The 16,349-nt window shown below is 31.3% G+C and carries 20 protein-coding genes; all 20 read right to left on the minus strand.

Translation table 11 applies throughout. The annotated features are described in order from the left end of the window. Window positions 1-170: 170 nt before the first annotated feature. The 20 genes from HGAG_RS06140 to HGAG_RS06235 all read right to left on the minus strand — a co-directional run bounded on the left by HGAG_RS06140 (window position 171) and on the right by HGAG_RS06235 (window position 16,348). The gene (locus HGAG_RS06140; RefSeq protein WP_019118336.1) at window positions 171-704 is read right to left on the minus strand and encodes a hypothetical protein; all 534 of its coding nucleotides are present in this window, start codon (window positions 702-704) and stop codon (window positions 171-173) included. Window positions 705-722: 18 nt separating this feature from the next. Beyond that, on the minus strand, window positions 723-1,160 hold the full coding sequence (locus HGAG_RS06145) for a hypothetical protein (protein WP_019118337.1): 438 nt from the start codon (window positions 1,158-1,160) through the stop codon (window positions 723-725). Between the two features lie 242 nt (window positions 1,161-1,402). After that, window positions 1,403-1,693 (minus strand): DUF6275 family protein, encoded by a 291-nt coding sequence (locus HGAG_RS10740; RefSeq protein ID WP_019118338.1) that lies wholly within the window; start codon window positions 1,691-1,693, stop codon window positions 1,403-1,405. A 60-nt stretch (window positions 1,694-1,753) separates the two neighbouring features. Further along, window positions 1,754-2,146, minus strand: coding sequence for a type II toxin-antitoxin system HicB family antitoxin (locus HGAG_RS06155; protein ID WP_019118339.1), 393 nt, complete (start codon window positions 2,144-2,146; stop codon window positions 1,754-1,756). A gap of 35 nt (window positions 2,147-2,181) precedes the next feature. After that, on the minus strand, window positions 2,182-2,373 hold the full coding sequence (locus HGAG_RS06160; protein WP_004818074.1) for a type II toxin-antitoxin system HicA family toxin: 192 nt from the start codon (window positions 2,371-2,373) through the stop codon (window positions 2,182-2,184). A gap of 61 nt (window positions 2,374-2,434) precedes the next feature. Further along, window positions 2,435-3,178 carry an endolysin-like domain-containing protein gene (locus tag HGAG_RS06165; protein WP_019118340.1) on the minus strand — a complete coding sequence of 248 codons (744 nt, stop codon included), beginning with the start codon at window positions 3,176-3,178 and terminating at the stop codon, window positions 2,435-2,437. Then, window positions 3,178-3,558, minus strand: a complete 381-nt coding sequence (locus tag HGAG_RS06170; protein WP_019118341.1) for a hypothetical protein — start codon at window positions 3,556-3,558, stop codon at window positions 3,178-3,180. Before HGAG_RS06170 ends, HGAG_RS06165 begins: the two co-directional genes overlap by 1 nt. A 120-nt stretch (window positions 3,559-3,678) precedes the next feature. Beyond that, the gene (locus tag HGAG_RS06175) at window positions 3,679-4,041 is read right to left on the minus strand and encodes a hypothetical protein (RefSeq protein WP_019118342.1); all 363 of its coding nucleotides are present in this window, start codon (window positions 4,039-4,041) and stop codon (window positions 3,679-3,681) included. Between the two features lie 7 nt (window positions 4,042-4,048). Next, window positions 4,049-4,492: a hypothetical protein gene (locus tag HGAG_RS06180; RefSeq protein ID WP_019118343.1), complete on the minus strand. Its 444-nt coding sequence runs from the start codon at window positions 4,490-4,492 to the stop codon at window positions 4,049-4,051. Then, complete coding sequence (locus HGAG_RS06185; protein WP_019118344.1) at window positions 4,486-6,270, minus strand: DUF859 family phage minor structural protein; 1,785 nt, start codon at window positions 6,268-6,270, stop codon at window positions 4,486-4,488. The genes HGAG_RS06180 and HGAG_RS06185 overlap by 7 nt, the downstream gene beginning before the upstream one ends. Before the next feature lie 8 nt (window positions 6,271-6,278). Beyond that, a complete protein-coding gene (locus HGAG_RS06190) occupies window positions 6,279-9,884 on the minus strand; it encodes a phage tail spike protein (RefSeq protein WP_019118345.1) in 3,606 nt (1,201 codons plus the stop codon). Further along, window positions 9,881-11,557, minus strand: a complete 1,677-nt coding sequence (locus tag HGAG_RS06195) for a distal tail protein Dit (protein WP_019118346.1) — start codon at window positions 11,555-11,557, stop codon at window positions 9,881-9,883. The genes HGAG_RS06190 and HGAG_RS06195 overlap by 4 nt, the downstream gene beginning before the upstream one ends. Continuing rightward, window positions 11,558-13,891, minus strand: a complete 2,334-nt coding sequence (locus tag HGAG_RS06200) for a phage tail protein (protein WP_019118347.1) — start codon at window positions 13,889-13,891, stop codon at window positions 11,558-11,560. Then, the gene (locus HGAG_RS06205) at window positions 13,881-14,240 is read right to left on the minus strand and encodes a DUF5361 domain-containing protein (protein WP_019118348.1); all 360 of its coding nucleotides are present in this window, start codon (window positions 14,238-14,240) and stop codon (window positions 13,881-13,883) included. The genes HGAG_RS06200 and HGAG_RS06205 overlap by 11 nt, the downstream gene beginning before the upstream one ends. Window positions 14,241-14,251: 11 nt before the next feature. Then, window positions 14,252-14,515, minus strand: a complete 264-nt coding sequence (locus HGAG_RS06210; RefSeq protein ID WP_019118349.1) for a hypothetical protein — start codon at window positions 14,513-14,515, stop codon at window positions 14,252-14,254. Then, a complete protein-coding gene (locus tag HGAG_RS06215; protein WP_019118350.1) occupies window positions 14,512-15,072 on the minus strand; it encodes a phage tail tube protein in 561 nt (186 codons plus the stop codon). Before HGAG_RS06215 ends, HGAG_RS06210 begins: the two co-directional genes overlap by 4 nt. Before the next feature lie 12 nt (window positions 15,073-15,084). Then, window positions 15,085-15,405, minus strand: a complete 321-nt coding sequence (locus HGAG_RS06220) for a hypothetical protein (protein ID WP_019118351.1) — start codon at window positions 15,403-15,405, stop codon at window positions 15,085-15,087. Further along, complete coding sequence (locus HGAG_RS06225) at window positions 15,402-15,638, minus strand: hypothetical protein (protein ID WP_019118352.1); 237 nt, start codon at window positions 15,636-15,638, stop codon at window positions 15,402-15,404. The genes HGAG_RS06220 and HGAG_RS06225 overlap by 4 nt, the downstream gene beginning before the upstream one ends. Further along, window positions 15,631-15,945, minus strand: a complete 315-nt coding sequence (locus HGAG_RS06230; RefSeq protein ID WP_244263843.1) for a hypothetical protein — start codon at window positions 15,943-15,945, stop codon at window positions 15,631-15,633. The genes HGAG_RS06225 and HGAG_RS06230 overlap by 8 nt, the downstream gene beginning before the upstream one ends. Then, window positions 15,923-16,348 carry a phage Gp19/Gp15/Gp42 family protein gene (locus HGAG_RS06235; RefSeq protein ID WP_019118354.1) on the minus strand — a complete coding sequence of 142 codons (426 nt, stop codon included), beginning with the start codon at window positions 16,346-16,348 and terminating at the stop codon, window positions 15,923-15,925. Before HGAG_RS06235 ends, HGAG_RS06230 begins: the two co-directional genes overlap by 23 nt. Between the last annotated feature and the right edge of the window lies 1 nt (window position 16,349).

Below are 16,349 nucleotides of genomic sequence, written 5' to 3' on the forward strand. Positions count from 1 at the left end.
TTGTGTTATAATTTATTTAAGCAAAAAGCTCATCAAGGTGGAAAGCCTTGCGGATTGAAATATTTTTTTATTTGTGTGTCAGATTCTGATACAAGAGGGGGTATTTAATATCCCCTCATTTTTGTATTGTTACATTTATATTTTCTCAAACTCAATTCAAATGCTTTCATTTATTTAATTAAATTTTCCATTTGATCAAGTTTTAAATCGTCGCTTACACTTAATAAGCTTATATCTTTTTTATCTAAATTTTTAATTAATCTTTTAAGGGTTTCCTCATCTTTAATTATTACATCAATATCATCAATCATTTCTTCTTCTATTTCAGCCAATACTTTTTCATCATTAATTTTAAATTTAAGGTAGTAGCATTTATTGGAATCATCATATACTGCCTTTTTTAAGTTTTCTTTATTTAGTTCTTCTTTCTTAAAAAGATTGTAGAAATCTTCTTCACTATCAAAAAGTCCGTCATAATCTTCAGCAAAATCTAAATACCATCCTTCAAGCTCTTCATTTTCCCATTTTTTAAAGTTTTCTTCTGTTAGCTTAGTAACTAAAACTCTAAATTCTTTTCTTTCTGTATCGCTGTAATCTTTAAAATAAATATCTTTTCCTCTGTCGTTTGCATCATTCTTATTATCAAAATGTTCAAAAAAGCTTTCAGTTCCTCTATTATCTTCTAAAACGTAAATATATTTCATTTTTATTTCTCCTATTTTTTAACCATAAAATTGAAATTCGTCGCCATTTTTAGAATAAGCCGTAAACCATTGTAAATTTGGATCATATCCACTAATTCCATTATCAGTATATTCTACTATTCCATCTTGTGATACGAAATCTATAAAATCTTCTTCATTTCCCTCTAATGTCATCCCATCATATTTTTCTTTTAATTTTAAAAATTTTTCATCTTCTTTTTCTTCAATCATAAATTGAAAATATTCCACATCGGGATATTTTTTATTAATAGCCTTTATCACGTTTTTAATATCTTCTAAAGTATTTACACTAGTAGCTTTCTTATATAAGTCAGCATCAAAATCTTTTAGATCTTGTAATTTAATCTCTATATCGTAATACCAACTATCAATAATTTTATCTTCTGTCATTCCTACTGCATAAGTATTTTCGTAATTTCCTACATAAATTCTCATATTTTTTTCCTTTCTTCTTGTTTTTTAATCATTGTTTATTTTCTTTTGTTAATTATATAATACCACATTATATTTACATTGTCAATATATACTCCGTAAATATCTCAAATAAACCAATTTATATAAAAAATAAAAATATATATATAAATAAGCACAAAAAAAAGACCACCAGCAAAAAGCCAGTGGTCATTGTAGAAATTAGGTAACCAACTATATATAGTCTACCTATCAATTATATTATACTATTTAATACGTTCTACTATTATTTTTCCATTTTCATCCAAAGCTACATTTTCTACTTTTTTGTAAACATCCATATATATTTCTCCCCTATCTCCATTGTAGGTAAATTCATAATAATACGCCTCTTTTACTGGTGTACTCATCAAACATTTACTGTTTTGTAAAGTTTTACAAGTCCAAACAGAAAATACATCATCTGCATCTATTTCTTCTTTAATATCTACTCTTTTATTTTCATATTCAGCAACTTTTCTTCGACATAATCTTAAAAATTTTTCATTTGTTATCATTTCTATATCTCCTTTTTTATCCACTAAAAAAGCGACTACTTATGTAATCGCTCAAAGTTTCTATTTTATATTTAATTCTTCTTTTAACCCTTCTTGTAAAACTCTTGAAAAATTGATGTTTTTTTGTTTTGCTAACATTTCAAGCCAAGTCGGTAAAGTTAACATCTTGTTTTTATACACTTCTTTTGTTAAAGAAAATTGGTATGGTAGAAAAACATTTATATATACTACTTCTTGATTGTCTTTTAATTTAGATTTGTCAATGATATTCATTTTCGGATAATCTTTATAATCATAAAGCACTAACCCTATAACTTCTTGTGCCATGCTTATACCTTCCTCAAATGTATCTGAACATGTAAAGCAATTTTCTATATCTGGTATATCGATTGAATATCCACCTTCATCTTCTTTAGTAAAGATAGCACCATAAGTAACATAATTTTTATCCATCCTATCATCCTTTCTTTAAATAGAGAACTTAGGGCTTATAAAAGCCCTAAACCTTTCAAAATGCTTTTAAGAGTACCTATTGGATAAGATTTTTTGGGATGTGGTATTGGAACTTCAACACCTGTTTCATCATTTACAAAAATATGATGACTACCTCTAACCCTATCCAACCTAAACCCTTGCTTTTTTGCAAGTTTCATAAGTTCTCTTGAGTTATAACTCTTCATAAGAAGCGTCCTCCTTACATTTATTATTATAACATAGGTTTAACATTTGTCAACTTTTTTATTAGAATTTTATCCAAGGTGTAGTATCTCCAGATAATTGTCTGTAAGCTACATATCTCCTAACACCAGAGTATGAAACATAAGATATCCATCTATATCCATCTCCTTCATAGACTGAGTCATAAAAAATTTTTTCGCCTTTTCCATATTGAGCTACTACAGATGATTTTGTGCTTGGAGCTGACCTAACATTACATATAGATTCAGTAACTCCATACCAGGATTCATCTTTTATCCAACCTGAATTCTTACTTTGACTAGTTGACTTACTAACTGATGTGTTATCTCCTACATATCTTAGCACGCTGGTCCAAGGATAGTTATAGTACCAACTAGTACATATTTCTCTTCCTGTTTGGTCTCCTGTGTTTGTACCTACTATATCTCCATATTCGTCAATCTTAGCTCCTACTGTCTTACCATTTCCTATATAGATTTCGGTATGATAGTATGAATTTAATAAAATATCTCCTCTCTTAAGTCCATGGCCGTTTCCTAAGCTTATTGAATTTGTAACATCTTTAAATCCACACTTAGTAAATACCCCATACATATTTCCAGTATAGGTAGCACCGTTGGTTTTTACAGGAATTCCTGCCCACTCACACACAGATATAACTAGAGATGAGCAATCAAAGTCAGACCAGGTATCAGGGCTTCCCCATCTAGAATACTGACTATATCCATGCTTGTTGTCATTTGCTATGTTTATTGCACTTTGTACATAATTTTCAATTTTTCCCATTACTTGCTCTCCTTTTGTCTTTTTACTTCATCTTCTAAAGTTTGGTTAATGTAATCGTTTAAGTCTCCATAAGCCTTGCCTAAAATTTCTTTAGATTCATTATCCAAGATCTTTTCAATGGATGCTTTCGTATCGTTCCACGCTTCTTCTTGTGCCGTTTTATCAAAACCTCCCGTTTCTTTTAGCCTATTTACAAATGTTTGATTGGTTGCACCAACACACTTAGCTATTATGTCTAATAGTTTTGAGCTTGCTTCCCTAAATTTTATATTTTCAATTTTTGCTATTTTCTCTTTTGATAAATTACTTAAATATACAAATACATTTGTTAAGACTAATATTCCTATACTCACTAAAATTTTTATTAAAATATCGTTCATTTTTCTCCTCCTTGTGAAGTTCCTTGTGAAATTGTATCAGCTATTTTCTAATACTTTTTCCACATTATGTTATTTAATGTGTATATGTGTGTACTTAAAAAGGACTAGATTTCTCTAGTCCTAAGCACTTTTATCGATATCATCTGCTATATCGTCAATTTTACTGTTTAAAATCGTAACATCTTTTTGTATTTGATTTACCCCTTGCTTAATCTCAGCAAGGGTAGCCCCGGAAGAAGAATTGTGTACCTCTAATTTTTCCCCTAGGCATCTTACTTCGCCCTTGTTGGTTTCGATTGATTGTGTTACTTTTTCTGTAAGTTTTAAAATTTTATCGTTATTTTCTTTCTGTAGCTTTCTGTCCTCTGCTCTTTCGCTTCTTTTTATGCTAGTATCTTCCATATATACTTTCAAAAAAATCGCCGCTATTACTACCAGAGGACCATTTTTAATTAATGCACTTGCTATCATTGTCCATTCCATATTATACCTACTTTTCTTCTATTCTTGGTGTCATTTTTATCATCATTATTTGTTGGTCTGTTAGCATATCCATTTTCTTTGCCATATCAAGATAGGCTTCATCAATTTTTCTTTCTGCCCAACAAAACATACAATATTTAAAAAACCATGTATTGTCCATAATCATTCCCCCTTTCTTTAATATTTCTAATATCTTTAATGTTAAATAATCTTTAGAATTTATTTCTAAATCATCACTCGGAAATAACATTCCAAGCATTAAATCGTCTTTGTTTACTCCCTCAACCCATTTATTGCCATCAAATTTTGGTTTCACAAGTGTTTCGTCTGGAGGAAGAGTTGTAAAATTAAATTCTTGTTTTTCTTTTATATCTAAATATGTTGTTCCAATAAAAAAGCCTTTATCATCTACAATAAAGACTTCCTTAAACTCTGTTTTATTTTCTACCATGCTCCCTCCGTTTTAAAATAAAAAGTAAATTCATTGGTAGAGCCTACTTCTATTTTGTCATTTTCGTTAATGATTCCAATATATCGTATTCTTCCATCATCTGTAATCCCCATACCTGGGATTATATTTACATGTCCACCTAATATATAAGAATATAAACTAAAGCCTATAAATAGATTACAATTATATCCTTTTGGCAAGGTTGCCCATGTATAATATTTTTTAATAGGATTAGTATTTGTAATATCTACTTTTCCCCATATCCTTACTCCACCTAGAGGATCTTTTATTGTTTTAATAAATCCAGTTAAGCCATCGGAAAGCTTTAAATCAATAACTTTTCCTGCTTCTCCAAATGGTTTTATTTCTCCATTAAAACATATCTCCCCATCTACTTCTAACCCTTTATCGATGTGGGTGGGCACTCTCCCTACTCCCACAACTGGTTTATTTGCTCCAATAACCAAAGATTGGCTTGTTGTTGGAATACTGGATATAGCTTGGTGTCTTTTAAATTTATCAGCAATACTTAGCCTTACATCATAGGCCTTATAATCGTTAAACTCTCCACCAAGGGAAATTGTTCCATTAAATTTTCCATTTCCTACAGTTGCAGAATATACATTTCTCCAGTTATTTGTATCTTTTTCCGCTACGTCTACTTTTACATCTAATGGATTTTTATTGGATATAACGGTAGATGTTAAGGATATTCTTGCACTTGCATACTTTGTATTTGTTTCTTCCCTGTAGGCATTAAAAAAAGATATATTAGGTAAGTTATATGGACTTAAATTAATAGTTTTTGTTGTACTTGCACTAAATCCTCTAGAATCTTGCACAGTAACTTTAATATTTTGGTTGCCTGAAAGGTTTATATCCTCCAGTTTTACATTAACTCCTGTTCTGGTTATTGAGCCTAAGCTTACATTAATATTTTTAATACTTGCCCCGTAATTGGCACTTGCATCTGTAACTACATTCAAATCGGATAGTAGCTGGTAAAATGGACTAGACCCTATAATATTGATTTTATTCTGGTTAGCTTCCGTAACATTTACACTATTAATAGTTGGACTTGCAGAACTTGGTACGTTTAAAGTTAAATTTTTAGAAGATGTACCAATTCTTGTACTTCCATCATAGGTTTCTAGGGTAAATGTTAAATTCATGCTTTTTAAATTTTGCATGTAATTTGTCATTACATTTGTAGAATTTGACCAATTTACAGAGCTTGATGTTGTTTTATTTGCAACTGTTTCTCCAGTTCCAGAATACGATAATTTTATAGTATGAGTAAAAAAACTTACTTTTTTATTTATTGCAATCTTTACTGTATTCCCTGCATAAATGCTTGATATATTTGTTCCCGATGTATTTTGTAGGGAAAATGAAGATGCTCTTGGTATTTTTGATAATGTAAAATTACCTGAAATACTTCCTGTAGCAGAAGATGACCAAAGGCTAGCTGAAAAGGAAAATGACTTACTACCATCTTCATTATGTTTTACAGTTGTAGTTCCAGAAGCTAATTGTTGGGTACCGCCATTCCTTATATCAAAATCTCTTCCACTTTGACTATGGACTGTTGAGCCATTAATTACAACACTTGTTTTTCCTGTATGGTACTTATTCCAAAACCCATAACCACCTTTGCCTTGTATATATAGTCTATAGTATACAGTAGATGTATTATTGGCTATGCTTTGGCTTTCTTGTCTTATTTCTAAATGTATAGTTCCTGTACCATTTCTTATACTTGCACTATATGTTGCCATCTATCCTCCTAAATATTAGAGCTTATTACTGTATATTTGTTGCCATCTAAATCAACTTTATTTGCAACGTGGTAACCAAATTCAAATGCTCCAGTAACCTTTAAGTTTGGTGTTTCTGTTTGGTTATTTGCAAATCTTGCAACTACCTTGCTACCGTCTGTAATCTCCAAGGCGTTATTAATAAGTCTTAACCTTACTTGTTCGCCTTCTTTTCCAATTAAAACTCCTTCTTCTCCAAAGTGTAGATAGGTATTAATAGCTTCTAGGGATAATTTTCCTGCTCCTACATTGGCTTCTATCACGCTTAATCTTTCTTCTAATGTTAAGGCATTAGAATCTATAGCTGTTTTTAATTGGTCTAGGTAGGCTTGTTGTTTTATTAAATCTACCTTATTTTGGTTAAGTTCTTCTGCTGTTGGATAGACGGCAAAGTGAACTTGCAAGTCTTGTAGACTTTCTTGGTCGGCTTTGCTATCGATTTGTTTTTGTAAATCTTCTTCTGCCCCATACCAATCCAAAGCTTCCACATCTCCACGTGCTAATACTGCCCACTTTATGGTATAAGATTTTTCCGCTGGGTTATTTAGATAGATATATAGCTTTTTAATATCATCAGCAGAATCTAAATAATTAAAAGTTAATACATATTTTGTTTTGTCTTTTTCAGACTGGATTAATTCTCCTAACAAGGTATCTTTTCCAGTGTATGCACTTAAACTTGTACTTTCTTCTAATGCCTTATCTATTTTAACTGTTAGGGTTAATTCTTCGCCTTCTTCGATTTGTTCGGCATAATCGTAATTTATTAAAAATCCTTTTGTGCCTTCTGCGTTTTTAAAAGAATCTAGCAACAAGTTTTTACCAAGTCTACCGCTTTTGCCGTCTTTTCCTGGTTTGCCATCTTGCCCATCTTTACCCTTTTCTCCAGGAGGACCAGGGGTAAGCTCTATTTCTTCAATGTCTTTTTTTGTTATTACATCTTCCCACTTATCCCCTTTCCATATCTTTTTAAAATGCACATCTCCATCATCCCATTGCCAAATATCACCCCATTGAAGACCAGCTTTATCTGGCTCATCTTTTTGTTTATATACTCCAATGGAAAAATTTTTAATGGTATAAGATGCAGTAGCAACTGCCAAGTCATCAAGCATAGCTGAGCATACAAAAGTCGCTTCCAATTCAATATCGCTTCTAGTTAATTCTATAAAATGTTCATTTGAATTTTTGTGATTTTCATTCCAATCTTCATCTTTTATAAAAACTTTATCAGGATATTTTGAAATTCTCTCCCAAATATATCCATCAACATTTGCCGACTGGTCTATTCCTGCTTTTGTTAGTTTTGCGATTAAATGTGTATCTACAATATCATCTTTAAATACACTTCCTGATGTTGATTCAAGGCTCATTACATAAGGTTGATTTTCAAATGAATATTTAAAATCTTGTACACTTGCTTGTAAATTAAAAAGTCTTTCGGCTATCCCGCTTGTTTTTGGTACAAAATTAGCAAATACAGCACGGTCTATATAATCATTTGTGCTTGAAGTTGTTACATCAACAAGCCTTGCCTCCAAATATAAAGCTGGCGAATAATCATGGTCAATTATTCTGACCCTATCTCCAATATCAATTTCTTTGGGAATTTTATCTGGATTTACATCATAAGAAACTTCAGGTTCATTATTTTTCTTTAATTGACCTAAACATTCATCAAATAAAGTTTTTTGGCTGGTTGCTTCTGATTCATAAATTCTTGTTAAATATTTTCCCTTTGTATTTGGCTTTGCCCAAATAGCATTTGCTTCCCTATCACAAACTCTTCCGTCTTTATCTACAAAAAATCTTCCATCATCATATTTGTAACCTTTTAAATTAGTATCCTTATCAACCTGTTTACTTTCTGTAACAGTTTGCGTTACAGTTTTCGTTGAACTTGGTCCTGATGGACTTGTATATCTTTCAGAACCTTTCATAATATTGGCAATTTTATTGTGCCAATTTGGATCAGTTGCGTATTGATGAACTCCATTATTATTTCTCATTTTATAAAGAGTGGTTTGCTTGTATGAGGAATTATAATAATTTTTTGCAATCCATTTTGCACCATTTATTATTCCTGAAGCAAGACCAGAATTTGAAAAGTTTTTCGCATTATTTGGATCATTATCAAAAGCTCCGATTCCAAAATAATTATTATATTTTTTTGCAATAATTGACTTGCCCCAAGCAGATTCTAAAGCAGCGTGAGCTAATATATATCTTGCGTCAAGGCCTGATTGTTTTTGGGCTTCCATAAAAACATTGCCCTGCCCATTAAATGGGCTTCCAGGACTTTTTGCCCTTACCCAGTTATTAAGTTGTCCAGCACTAAGACCACCAAGGTTAAAGCCCAAATCATGGTAAATTATATTTGAGTTTGTCCAATATCTCCTATTGCTTACAGTCTGACTTCCATATCCAGAATTTCTCCACCTAAACCATCTAACAGGTGGTCCTCCTGTATAACCATTTATTGGAGTTATAGCTATACCACGTCTGTATGAACAATGTATTATATTATTTTTATCAATTACCGCTCCAGTATGACCGCCAGCTCCACCAGATGCCCCTTGTCTTCCTGCAATGAAAATATCTCCAAATCTTATATCAGCTCTTGATATTTCATCTAAATATTTTCCCTTCATTGCAAAGAGGGTTTCAGTTGAACCAATATAATGATTTGATGGCAAAAGACCTGCATGTTTTGCCGCAAAATGCACAGCAGAAGAACAATCATAAGAACTTGGACCAAGTCTTGCATTCATTGAATACCTAACTTTGCCTTTTCTTGCTTGAAACCAATTAATAAAAGGATCAAGCTTTCCATTGGTGTGTTTTGTAGAACTTGTATTGTCATTAACATTTACAGTTTTTGTTACAGTTTTAGTTGTTTTTATATTTTCTTTATGAGGTTTGCCTATTCCAAGGACAGCAGTTCTTAAATTTGCGATTGAAACATTTTTTTTAACATCTTTAAGTTCTTTTCCGACTTCAAGTCTAATAGCCTTATCTTCTCCTCTTTCTTTTACAAAATTAATTCTTTTTTCTTTAATTTCGTTTCCATCGAAAATAAAAGAATAGGAAATTTCAGCCCCAAATCTTCCTGCAATTTGAACAATCCTTTTTGTTTGATTAGTTACTCCAGTATATTCCAAAGTTAAGTTTCTGGAATCTCCAATTTCATCTATTCCAATTGTCCAATCTGAATCTTTACCAATTGTTGCCAAGATATGCTCTCTTAAAGTCCCCTTCATTTTATGGTCGCCAACATCAGAATTTAAAAGTTCAAGTCCTTCATCTTCAGCAATTATTTTTTTATAGGATCTTTCCTCTTCAACTTCCATAACTTCAAGGGGAATCATTTTATTTTTAAAATTAGGAACAAAAACAAAAGAGCCTGCTTCAATTTTTTCTACACTTTTATCATTTTTTGCAATTTTTGCATTATAAATTGCAGTTCCTGTCTTTATAGTTTGATTTAATTCGTCATCTAAAAGCTTAAGACCTTTTTCAGTATCGACACTTGCTACAGCAAGAGTTTCATATCCCCTATTTGTAAAAAATATCATTTAAATCTCTCCCTATAAAAAACATCAATATCTGGAACAACATCTGAAGAAATATCAAACATAATTTCATTTTTACCAGGCTTTAACTTAACATTATCAGAACCAAATGCAATGGGACTTAATGTTTCTATTCCATTTACATAAGCCTTATTAGTTTCCATTTCAAGCCTTATTGTATCTCCAGCACTAAATTTATATCTAGGATCTGGAATATTAAAAACTTCCTTAAAAGTTTCAGTCTTTGGTTTTATATAAACCTTGCTATTAAGTCCAGTAAATTTTAATCTTATTGCTGCCATGTCAAAAGGTCCTGGATTATTTGCATATTTCCCAGCCCAGATAACTATATGGGTTGCTTGTAATTTTTTGTCAGCTATATTATAAGATCTACTATAAGTTCTTTTATCCATATCATTATTAAATATAAATTCTAACTTATCATCTCTTTTAGTCATAGTAAGCTTGCCCCAAAAATTTGATGCAAAATTTCTGCTACTTGCGCCACTACCTTGAAGCCCCCTTCCGTAAGCTTCAAAATTCACAGTGGTTACCCTATTATTTTTGTGTGTAGAAAAAAACATTCCCATTATTTCATTATCTCCACTCATTACTCCAACATAATAAGCTCCATATTGGCTGTTATCTTTTATAAAATATGAAAAATATGTTTCCAATTGAAAATTTGTGCAATCTACTCCAACATCAATTTTTTTAGCTGGACCGTGCCAATAATATCCTTGGTTAGATGCAAAATTTGCTACAAAGTCCGTCGCATTGTTATTATTTGCGGCAAAACCGCTACTGCTTGCCCCATCAATATCTTGTTCTAAAAGCCAGCCTATATAAACACCTCTATTAGTTAATAAGTAAGCCTTTGAAGATTTTGATTGCCTTACTGATTTTGTTTGAGCAACTGGAAAAGTTCTACCCTTAACCCAGGAAGACATTCTTTCCCCAGTTTGCCAATAAGTCGCCCATTTTCCTACTTTTACCTTTCCATTGCTAGGGGCTGGCATAGATTTATTTCTTTGAATAAATGTACCTGCTGTTTTCCAATGTGGATTTATTTTACTAACATCATAAGTGTTGTACGGAACAATATCCATTACTCGTCTATCTATCGATGTATATGACCTTGTAGTTTCATAACCATCTGTAGTTTTTTCCTTTGTTATAACAACTTCTTTTATAGGACTTGCCTCAATAGGTTCTCCAAATTGAAAAGTTTTATCTTTACTAACAGCAGATACCATATAAGTATCATCTTTTAATTTAAAATCAAAGGTCGGATATGCATAATCCGACCCGTCATTTTCTAATATTAAGCTTGTTCTTCCAGAATAAGAAAGTTCCCTAGGCTTTACAGCATAGGAAACTCCATCAGGTATTTCTATATCAATATCAATTTTTGAAATTTCATAAGAACTTGGAACTTTAATATCCTCTTTTACTTTTCCCTTCCAATACCTATCAGGCTGATCAGTAAAAATAAATTCTTGAATTTCTCCAGTCAATAGCTTATTTAAAACATCAACAGTTGCAAGAATATCATGGAGGATATAAGCATGTATAGTTATTATTCTTCCTTTTACAAATGGACCCATAGTTCTTTCGACATCAGTAACAAATATCAAATCTTTTAAAGATTCTCCATCAACTATAACTTCATACATCTATATAACCACCCCCATTCTCCTATTTTCGTAAAGATCTTTTTTCTTTTTATACTCATCAATTTTTCTTCCAAGCATGACAGAAACTTTTTCTCCGTCTATATAAACATCATCATCCTTTTCGCTTAGGATTTTCAACAAAGATAAAATTTCTAAAAGCATACTTTCAAGCTTGGAATCCCTGTTAGCCTTGTACTCGCTATAAGCATTAAAATCTAATTTAGAATTAAGATTATTATCCAAAATATTTTTATTAAGATCAGAAATATCTGGACTTAAATTAAGAGGTTTAACTTTAATATCAAATCCATCATAGATTTCTCCTGCCATAGATAAAACATTAGATTTTACATCTTTAAAACTTTCAATCATAGACTTATTAAGTCCACCGATAATTGCATTACCAGCAGGAATTAAAAGTTTTCTATCGTAAGATATAGGACCTTTGTGAGATTTAATCCAGCCTGCTATTCCACCGACAAAATTTTTAACAGCACCAAAAGCATGTTTCAACCCTCTTAGAAAACCATTTATAATTGCCTTACCTGCACTAAATAGATTTATATTTCTTAAAGAATTAAAAATACTTTTTATATTATTAATAATTCCTGAAATCCTTGCCTTAGCACCAGAAATAGCACTTACAATTCCATTCCATGCACCTCTTAAAGCACCTAATAAAATATTACCAGCTGTTTTAAGTCCATTAAATATTGCAACAATTGTCTTTACAACTCCGACAATAATACCAGCGGCGATTTTTATTGCTGTTTTAATAACAGACCACACTGTCAATAAAATAGTTTTTAAAACTCCACTATGATTACCAAGAAAAGTAAATACACTTCCAATTGCTTTTATAGCACCAGCTATAATATCTTTTGCAAAAGAAATTGCCTGCATAATTCCTTGCCAAACAATATCCATAATAGATTTAAGAGTATTACCATCAACACCCATTGAATTAAACCAATTTTTAATATCTCCAATGACAACTCCGATAACTTCCCATACAACAGTCATTAAAGATTGGATCGCAGTCCATACAACATTAAATGTTTGACCTAATGCTTCCATAATAGTTTTATTATCAAACAAATTCGTAGTAAATTCAGTCAATTTAAATATTATAGGTTCAACAAAACCTAAAATTTTATTAAATACATCTCCCAAAAAATTAAATAAAGGAGTTAAAACTTGAATAACTAAACCTAAACCATTAAATGCATTAGATAAAATTGTTATACCTTCCGATAATACTTTTCCAATCACTAAGGCTACACCTTCAAGTATTGGTTTTAAAACATTGCCTACAGCATCAATAAAAGGTTGCATTTTTTCAACAAGTCCGTCAAATGCAGTTTTAAATTTCTCCATAGCTGGACTTATTAATTCTTTGATCTTATTAAATATAGTAAATTTCTCAGCAAGTAAATTAAAACCCTCACCTGCTACATTAGGCATTTGTTTAAAAATATTCCCAATCATTGGGAGTAGATTACCCGTAAGAAAAGTATTAGTTGTAGTAGCTAAATTCATTAAACTAGGACCAATATTTTCTCCTAAAGCAAGATTTCCAGCAAAATCTTGTGCAGATGCCTTCATAGCTGCAAAAGAACCACTTAAAGTTGTCTTAGCCTCATCAGCGGCAACTCCAGAAATTTTTAATTCTCCTTGTATAGTATGGATTGCATTAAATACATCATTCAAATTATTTATATCGTATTTTACACCGGTTATCTTTTCAGCATCAGCCAAAAGACGTTCCATCTCCGTCTTCGTTCCTCCATAACCAAGCTTAAGGTTATCTAACATGGTGTAATTTTGCTTAGCAAATCCTTGATAAGCGTCTTGAATGGAACTAATATTAGTTCCCATCTTAGCCGAGTTATCAGCCATATCTTTAATTGCCATATCTGCCGATTTAGCAGCCTTTTGAGTATCTCCTCCTAGAGATTTTAATAATGAAGCTGAAAAACTTGTTACTTGTTCCATGTATTGATTAGAAGAAATTTGAGCATCTCTATAGGCATTTTTTGCATATCCTTTTACAATATCAGCACTACCTTTAAATAAAGTATTAATACCTCCAATAGATTGCTGTAGCTTCCCACCTTCCATTACAGAAGATTTTATTCCACTTGCCAAGGCTTGACCTACTTTTGCCCCTATTGCAAGTTTTGTGAAAGTTCCTAAAAGACCACTTCCAAGACTAGATCCCGAATCTTCTCCTGCACTTTTCGATTCTGGTTTTAATATTTTGGATACACTTCCCTTTATTCCTCTAGCAGAGGGTATAATTTGCACATAAGCCTTACCTATTTCAGTTGGCATTTTTTCCCTCCTTCATAATTATTTCTCTTTCTTTCATAAAGTCCTCGCCAGATGAAAAGCCACTAATATTATTTTCTAGAATATCTAAAATTAATTTAGGATAATTTATTCCTTTTTCAGCATCTTTCGTCTTTGAATAAACAAGTAAAGATAATCTATCTTGAATACCAGCCAAAAGTAACTGATTAGGACTTAAAATATTTTCACTCATTTTTAATTTGATCCTTGAATCATCTCTAAGACCACAAGCTAAAATAGCTAGCTTGTTTAAAGCTAGCTTTTTGTAATCAAAGATATTATATGTTTCTGCCAAATCACAAATGAGAGCTTCTTCATCAAGCTTTATCATCTTGGCAAGGACTATAAGTTTTTTAATTTAGGATTGGATAGCATATCCTCAACTTCTTTTATTACATTTTTTACAGGAACTCTCTTTGTCTTTTTATCCCTAACATAATTTATTAATGCTTTTTTTTGCTTTTCTCCAAGTAAAATTATTAAAGCTTTAGATAAACCAGCTCCATTATCCATAACTTTTTCTAAATTTTCTATAAATTCAAAATCTGTTATTACATTTTCATCTATGCTATATCTAAAACCACTTTTAGTTTTTCCTTTAATCATTCTTTATCTCCCTTTTTAACTATATATTCATAGTGATTATTACCTTCCGTATCTGGAAGACAGGAAACCGTAACAGCATAACCAACAGCATCTTCATCTTTATATTCTATATCGTCCATTTCTTGTATAATTGCATTAGGAGCTACTATTCTTTTCATAACCCCACCTTGATAAACCATATCTATTACCAAAGTATGAGACTTTTTTGGTTTTGAATTCGACTTCAATACGATGCCAGTTTCCAAAGTTCCTGAAACATTCTCTTCTCCGTAAACATATTTAAGTACATCAATATTCATAACTTCAATTAATTTAAATTTCAATTCGTCTTCTTTTCCTTTAGAAATAACTAAAACAGTATCTCCACCCCAAGCCTTAATTTTATCTGAATCTGAAGAATTGGGATTTGTTAGTCCATCATCAGAAACATATCCTAATTCTTTAAAACCTGTCAATTCACTCTTGGCATCTTTTGGAACAGCTACACCATCATAGCCTACAAAAATCGCTCCACCTATTTTAGGTTTTCCTGTACTTACATTATTAGTATTTGCCATAAAATATCCTTTCTAATATATTAGTTCTAAAATCGCTTGATATCTGTATTTTTTTGTACTAGTATCAGTAAAATTATAATTAGAATTTAATTTAACATTAGCATCTTCAAATAACATCATATAATCTAGCAATTTATTATTTAACTTTAAAGCCTCTGTAAAAGTTTTTCCGTAAGATTGGAATGCAAAGGTTGTATGATTTATTGTATTTTTAATATAACCACCAGTTTTTTCAAAAATAATAAAACTGTCTGGTTCATCTTCCCTATGCTCAACCCAAACTGGAACTTCTAGAGCTTTTTCTAAATAATTTTTAATCTTTTTTTCTATCATCTCAAAGCCTTTATAAGAGTATTAGTTTTTAAATTTTTATAAAAAGTATCTTTATCATTAGTAACAACTTTAACATTAGCTCTAACGCTACCAACTCCACTTTTGGTTTCCCAAATTCCGTCAGCCCTATTAGCAACTTCTTGTCCGTGTTTTTTTAATTCTTCTTGGATTCCTTGGCTTTTTAAAAGTTCCCTTACTCCATCAGAATTTAATTCAAATTTAAAATCACTCATAACTTTCTACATACACTTTCTTGTTCCAATTAAGAGGGATAAGATCATCTATTCCCTGCATTTCTTTCCCAAAAACTCTCCATCTTTGACCGAAAAATCTAACTTCTTGTCCTTCCCATTTGTTTTTATCGCCTTTAGGAATAGCTAAAGTATAAACAGCCTTTTTCCCATAAAGATTAGTAGTAGATAAAATATCATCTGAACTAGTAGGAGCAACCAAAACATTTTCAACTACAATTTCCTTATCTTCATAAATAAGACTTCCAAGCTCATCCTCAATAGGATCACTCTTCGAAATCAAAATCACAGGGATTCCCTTTATTCGTGTCATAAAAATCAATCACTCCATATCTTTGTCTTTTAAGTCCAAGCCTAGAAAGTTCACTTTTTTTAATAAAAAGTCCACCACCAGGCACAAGAAAAGAACCAGAAAAAGAATATCCCAAAGCCGATTCAGAATATTGGGTCATAGGTTCTTGATCAGTTGCAGTCATTAAAGTTCTTGCCACAACATCAACAATAACCGATTTTAAAACATCACTATAAGCTTCATTATCTTTTGCCATTTGGTCTAAATCTTTTCCAACCTTATCTGCTTCAACTCTTAAAGAATTCTCTACAACAGGAATAAGCTCTTTAACCCTTAAAATTTCATCATTTTTTAAAGGTCTCCATAAAGAAATAACATCATCAACAGAGCAATACTCCATT

Source organism: Anaerococcus obesiensis ph10 (assembly GCF_000311745.1).
Classification (GTDB): Bacteria; Bacillota; Clostridia; order Tissierellales; family Peptoniphilaceae; genus Anaerococcus; species Anaerococcus vaginalis.

Excerpts from the sequence above, each read along its gene's own strand:
- HGAG_RS06160 (WP_004818074.1), bottom strand. The coding sequence starts at position 2,373 with ATGAAGAGTTATAACTCAAGAGAACTTATGAAACTTGCAAAAAAGCAA.
- HGAG_RS06215 (WP_019118350.1), bottom strand. The coding sequence starts at position 15,072 with ATGGCAAATACTAATAATGTAAGTACAGGAAAACCTAAAATAGGTGGA.
- HGAG_RS06190 (WP_019118345.1), bottom strand. The coding sequence starts at position 9,884 with ATGATATTTTTTACAAATAGGGGATATGAAACTCTTGCTGTAGCAAGT.
- HGAG_RS06155 (WP_019118339.1), bottom strand. The coding sequence starts at position 2,146 with ATGGATAAAAATTATGTTACTTATGGTGCTATCTTTACTAAAGAAGAT.
- HGAG_RS10740 (WP_019118338.1), bottom strand. The coding sequence starts at position 1,693 with ATGATAACAAATGAAAAATTTTTAAGATTATGTCGAAGAAAAGTTGCT.
- HGAG_RS06210 (WP_019118349.1), bottom strand. The coding sequence starts at position 14,515 with ATGATTAAAGGAAAAACTAAAAGTGGTTTTAGATATAGCATAGATGAA.
- HGAG_RS06195 (WP_019118346.1), bottom strand. The coding sequence starts at position 11,557 with ATGTATGAAGTTATAGTTGATGGAGAATCTTTAAAAGATTTGATATTT.
- HGAG_RS06140 (WP_019118336.1), bottom strand. The coding sequence starts at position 704 with ATGAAATATATTTACGTTTTAGAAGATAATAGAGGAACTGAAAGCTTT.
- HGAG_RS06205 (WP_019118348.1), bottom strand. The coding sequence starts at position 14,240 with ATGATAAAGCTTGATGAAGAAGCTCTCATTTGTGATTTGGCAGAAACA.
- HGAG_RS06145 (WP_019118337.1), bottom strand. The coding sequence starts at position 1,160 with ATGAGAATTTATGTAGGAAATTACGAAAATACTTATGCAGTAGGAATG.
- HGAG_RS06165 (WP_019118340.1), bottom strand. The coding sequence starts at position 3,178 with ATGGGAAAAATTGAAAATTATGTACAAAGTGCAATAAACATAGCAAAT.
- HGAG_RS06170 (WP_019118341.1), bottom strand. The coding sequence starts at position 3,558 with ATGAACGATATTTTAATAAAAATTTTAGTGAGTATAGGAATATTAGTC.
- HGAG_RS06200 (WP_019118347.1), bottom strand. The coding sequence starts at position 13,891 with ATGCCAACTGAAATAGGTAAGGCTTATGTGCAAATTATACCCTCTGCT.
- HGAG_RS06220 (WP_019118351.1), bottom strand. The coding sequence starts at position 15,405 with ATGATAGAAAAAAAGATTAAAAATTATTTAGAAAAAGCTCTAGAAGTT.
- HGAG_RS06225 (WP_019118352.1), bottom strand. The coding sequence starts at position 15,638 with ATGAGTGATTTTAAATTTGAATTAAATTCTGATGGAGTAAGGGAACTT.
- HGAG_RS06180 (WP_019118343.1), bottom strand. The coding sequence starts at position 4,492 with ATGGTAGAAAATAAAACAGAGTTTAAGGAAGTCTTTATTGTAGATGAT.
- HGAG_RS06235 (WP_019118354.1), bottom strand. The coding sequence starts at position 16,348 with ATGGAGTATTGCTCTGTTGATGATGTTATTTCTTTATGGAGACCTTTA.
- HGAG_RS06185 (WP_019118344.1), bottom strand. The coding sequence starts at position 6,270 with ATGGCAACATATAGTGCAAGTATAAGAAATGGTACAGGAACTATACAT.
- HGAG_RS06175 (WP_019118342.1), bottom strand. The coding sequence starts at position 4,041 with ATGGAATGGACAATGATAGCAAGTGCATTAATTAAAAATGGTCCTCTG.